The 4,153-nt window shown below is 73.0% G+C and carries 6 protein-coding genes; 1 reads left to right on the top strand and 5 read right to left on the bottom strand.

What is annotated here, in order from left to right; translation table 11 throughout:
- From RT323_RS16210 to RT323_RS16195, 4 genes are all read right to left on the bottom strand, one after another.
- On the bottom strand, positions 1-1,038 hold a 1,038-nt coding region (locus RT323_RS16210; protein WP_313410280.1), incomplete at its 3' end, for a GTPase.
- A complete protein-coding gene (locus RT323_RS16205; RefSeq protein ID WP_313410278.1) occupies positions 1,035-2,762 on the bottom strand; it encodes a dynamin family protein in 1,728 nt (575 codons plus the stop codon). The genes RT323_RS16205 and RT323_RS16210, both read right to left, overlap by 4 nt.
- 69 nt (positions 2,763-2,831) lie before the next feature.
- A complete protein-coding gene (locus RT323_RS16200) occupies positions 2,832-3,008 on the bottom strand; it encodes a Trm112 family protein (RefSeq protein ID WP_313410276.1) in 177 nt (58 codons plus the stop codon).
- Positions 3,005-3,355, bottom strand: a complete 351-nt coding sequence (locus RT323_RS16195) for a DUF3499 domain-containing protein (RefSeq protein WP_396172509.1) — start codon at positions 3,353-3,355, stop codon at positions 3,005-3,007. Before RT323_RS16195 ends, RT323_RS16200 begins: the two co-directional genes overlap by 4 nt.
- A 48-nt stretch (positions 3,356-3,403) precedes the next feature.
- On the opposite strand from RT323_RS16195, the gene RT323_RS16190 reads away from it, so the two are divergent.
- Complete coding sequence (locus RT323_RS16190) at positions 3,404-3,856, top strand: metallopeptidase family protein (protein ID WP_313410272.1); 453 nt, start codon at positions 3,404-3,406, stop codon at positions 3,854-3,856.
- A 4-nt stretch (positions 3,857-3,860) separates the two neighbouring features.
- On the opposite strand, the gene RT323_RS16185 is transcribed toward RT323_RS16190, so the two are convergent.
- Positions 3,861-4,153, bottom strand: a 293-nt coding sequence (locus RT323_RS16185) for a hypothetical protein (protein WP_313410270.1), incomplete at its 5' end; no start/stop codon positions are given.

Raw genomic sequence — 4,153 nt, 5'->3', positions numbered from 1 at the left:
CATCGTGCCCGCGACCGCGTCGCGCGCCGAGCGGCCGAAGCCCAGTTCGCGCAGCGGGTCGTGGCGCATCCGCCCGACCCAGCCGATGAGCGGCCAGTCGGTCGCGACCATCGCGCGGCGCGACATCGACTCCTCGACGGCGTCCGCGATCTGGGGCACGCCGGCACAGCCGATGAACGTCTCGACCAGCCCGTCGCGGGTCGGCCGGTCGAGTCCGGGCACCGGCTCGGTGCCGCCGACCTTCGCCAGCTGGCGCGCGACCAGTCGCACGTCGGCCACCAGGCGTGCCTGCGACGCGGACTTCGACTTGATCCGTCGCGCGATCTCGGCGCGCAGGTCGGCGATGCCCGTCCCGCTCGTGGCGCTCGTGGCGATCACCGGGACGCCGGCGAAGCCCTCGCGCTCGAGGATGTGCTCGAGGTCGTTCACCGCGATCTTCAGGTCGGTCTCGCTCAGCCGGTCGGACTGGTTGAGCACGACGACCGACGCGTCCTTGTGCGTCGCGAGCGGCTGCAGGTACCGCGAGTGGATCGCGGCGTCCGCGTACTTCTGCGGGTCGAGGACCCAGACGAACAGGTCCGCGTACTGGGCGACGTGGTCGACCAGCTGCTGGTTCGCCTCGACGATCGAGTCGTGGTCGGGCAGGTCCAGCAGCACGAGCCCCTCGAACGCGTCGTCGCGCGGCGCGTCGAGCAGGCTGTGGCGAGAGATCTGGTCGCGGCGCGCGACCCCGATCCAGTCGAGCAGCTCGGTGGCACCGACGGGACCCCAGGCGCACGCCAGCGCGTTGGCGGTGGTGGGGCGCAGGTAGCCCACCTCGGCCAGCTCGAGGCCGGTCAGGCGATTGAACAGCGACGACTTGCCCGAGCCGGTCGATCCGGCGAGCACGACCACGGTGTGCTGGGTCGACAGCTCGAGCCGCTCGGCCGCGTGCGCGAAGGTCGCGGTGGCGGGATCGGCGTGCCCGGGGTCGATGACGTCGGCGCCCGCGTCGAGTGCCGACCGCAGCGCGGCGATGCGATCGTCGAGTCCACTCATCGGCGCCTCCTCCCCTTCGGCCGGTCGACCGTGTTGATCGCCGTCTCCAACTGCCAGTGTGCGTTCTCGAGCCGAGCCTGGTCGGGCAGCAGCGCGAGGTAGCGATCGGCCTCGTCGGCCAGCAGGTCCTCGATCCGTCGCGACAGGTCCCGGCCCGCCTGCTCGGCCAGGCTGCGGACCGCCTGGTCGCCGAAGACGGCGTTCAGCACGGCCTGGCCCGCCGCGGCGGTGCCGCCGGCGATGCCGAGCTCGGCCCCGGTGAGTCCGGCGGTCCCGGCGAACACGACCACCATGAGCGTGACGCCGGCGGCGTTGACGCCCAGCGACAGCGCGCGTGCCTTCGACTTCTTGTCGGCGCCCTGCTCACTGACGAGTTCGAAGACGGATTCGCGCCACTCGCGGGCGATGCGCTCGGCTCGCACGCGCACGTCGCGCGAGGCGCGGTCGAGGCTCTTGCGGGAGTCCAGCAGGTCGCGACCCGCGGCGGTGCCGTCCCAGGCCCGGGCCGCTTCCTCGGCGGCACGCTCGGCCCGGTCGAGGATGAGCAGGTGCAGGCCCGACAGGGCAGCCTCCTCGACCTCCTCGGGCTGGGTGGGCGTGCGCCGGAACAGCCGGTCCCGCCACGAGCCGACGGTGCGCTCGAGCCGGCGGAAGATCTCGCCCGACCCGACGTAGTCCTGCCAGCGGGCCAGCACCTCGCCGCGCAGCATCGTGCCGTCGGTGGCGGCGGTCATGAGGTCGGCGTGCGCCGCGCGGTAGACGCTCTCGACGTCGTGGGACAGCTGCTTGGCGGCGTCCACCTGGCGCGCGAGGGCCCCCTCGAGGCGACGCGAGGACTCGATGTCGTGCCGGATCGCGCCCTGCAGCGTCGACAGGACGATCTCGCGGCGCTGCGCCTCGTCGGCCGCCAGTTGCTGCAGCCACGACGCGATGGGCTGGACGTCGCCGGCAGGCAGCACACCCTCGCTGTCGGGCGTGGACTCCGGCACCGAGAACAGCGCGACGTCCGAGAGCCCGTGCTCGCTGAGCATGTGGGCGAGGTGCCGACGCACGTCGACGAGCGCCTCGGGCGAGGTCCGGTCGAGGACCACGGCGACCGAGGCGTCACGTTCGGACGCCCGGCGCAGGTAGTCCCACGGGACCTGGTCGGCGTACCGGGCGGCCGAGGTGACGAACAGCCACAGGTCGGCGGCACCGAGCAACTGCTCGGCCATGTCGCGGTTGGTCTCGTCGATCGAGTCGAAGTCGGGCGCGTCCAGCACCGCCACCCCCGGCCACAGGGTCGAGCAGGCGACCTGGCGGATCGTGTTCGCGCGCCGGCTGTTCGACCCGGTCCGCACGAACTCGGGCAGGACCCGGCCCGAGCGGAACCACTCGGTGTCGGCGGGATGGTGCACCAGCACCGGGGTGCGGGTGGTGGGGCGCAGGACGCCGGTCGCCGTCACGCGGCGGCCGACGATCGAGTTGACGAGGGTGGACTTGCCCGCGCCGGTCGATCCGCCGACGACCACGAGCAGCGGCGCCTCGAGGTTCTCCAGGCGTGGCACGACGTAGTCACCGAGCTGCTCGGAGATCTCACGCTGGAGCGCCCGGTCGTCCTCGACACCGGGTATCTCGAGGACCAAGGGCATGGCGACGACGGCGGCGGCCAGCCCTGAAAGGCCTTGCAGCAGACCGTCCTCGACCACGGCCTCGCTCACGGGAACAGCGGTCGGCTCAGTCATCTCGGATCAATATGAATGGTAGTCGAGACATCGCCGCAGGGTGCCCGCAACGGGCGAGAGCGACGACGGTCAGGAGGCGTGGACCGGGCGGGCCTCGTCGACCAGCATCACGGGGATGTCGCGCCGGACGGGATACGCGAGGGCGCAGCCGTTGCACACGAGCTCCTCGGCCTCCGCGTCGACGAACAGGCCAGAGCGGCACTGCGGGCAGACGAGGATCTCGACGAGGGCGGGATCGAGGTTCACGGGACCACCGTAGCCGAGTCGTCGCGTACGAGGCGCAGGACCGGGCCACCTTCGTCGACAGGTGTCGCAGCCGAGGGCCGGCCCGCCTCGCGGACGGCCTCGGCGAGGGCGACCAGGTCGTCGTGCGTGGGCTCGGGCTCGGTGAACTGGGGCGCCAGCCGGACGACGCTCCAGCCCTGTGGCGCGGACAGCCGCTCGGCGTGGGCCGAGCACAGGTCGTACGCGTGCGGCTCGGCATAGGTGGCCAAGGGGCCGAGTACCGCGACGGAGTCGGCGTACACGTACGTCAAGGTGGCCACCGCGGAGTTCGGGCAGCCTGCGCGCGAGCATCGACGTTGCAGTCCCACGGGGCGAGGTTAGCCCGCGCCGCCCAGCGCTCGCAGTAGGCTCACCGGATGGTCAGCGAACCCGGCCCCGTCGTGCCCGGAGTCCACGGCCCGCGTCCGGGCTCGGCGCGCGATCGGCGTGGCCACGGGCCCCGGGGCGTGATGTCGCTGCCGGGCCCGCTCTCGCCTCGCGGGGTCCCCGCCCACCGCACCCCGCGCGTCGCGTTCGACGACCTCGTCGCCGACATCCTGACGCGCCTGGACGGCCACTTCGACCGCGAGCCCGACCACGTCGAGGTCGCCGTCGAGGAGGCGCCGATGCTGCCGCCGGGCTGGGACGAGCCCGTGCCCCGCAGCATCGTCAACCCGGGCCCGGGCGGCTTCCGCATCGTGCTCTACCGCCTGCCGATCATCGGGCGGGCGCGATCGGCCGAGCAGCTCGAGGACATGGTCTGGACCGTGCTGCTGACCCGACTGGGCGAGGTCTGGCATCACGACCCCGAGGACCTCGACCCCCGCTGACGGGTCAGCGCACCGAGACTCCGGGCGCGACCACCGTCACCGGCGCCGGTCGCAGCGGTGCCGCGGCCAGCTTGTCGTCGCCCGCCTGCCACAGGCCGGCCATGATCGCGTTCCCGTCGGCCGGTGTGACCACGACGTAGGCCGCTCCACGTGCCGCGGCGGGCGCCCGGCGCGAGGTGCCCGGCGCCAGGGCGACCGTCTCGGTGCCCAACGACTGCATCGTCGCCGAGAACGACTCGATCGTGACCTCGGCGGCGTCGTCGCCGGTCGTGAGGGTCAGTCGAACGGGTCGCCCGT

The sequence above is a fragment of the Aeromicrobium sp. genome, assembly GCF_032084975.1.
GTDB lineage: Bacteria > Actinomycetota > Actinomycetes > Propionibacteriales > Nocardioidaceae > Aeromicrobium.
The sequence above is the reverse complement of the archived record's forward strand: the minus strand, read 5'-3'. Positions and strand labels throughout refer to the sequence as shown.

Coding starts and splice junctions, on each gene's coding strand:
- RT323_RS16205 (WP_313410278.1), bottom strand. CDS start 2,762: ATGACTGAGCCGACCGCTGTTCCCGTGAGCGAGGCCGTGGTCGAGGAC.
- RT323_RS16190 (WP_313410272.1), top strand. CDS start 3,404: ATGGTCAGCGAACCCGGCCCCGTCGTGCCCGGAGTCCACGGCCCGCGT.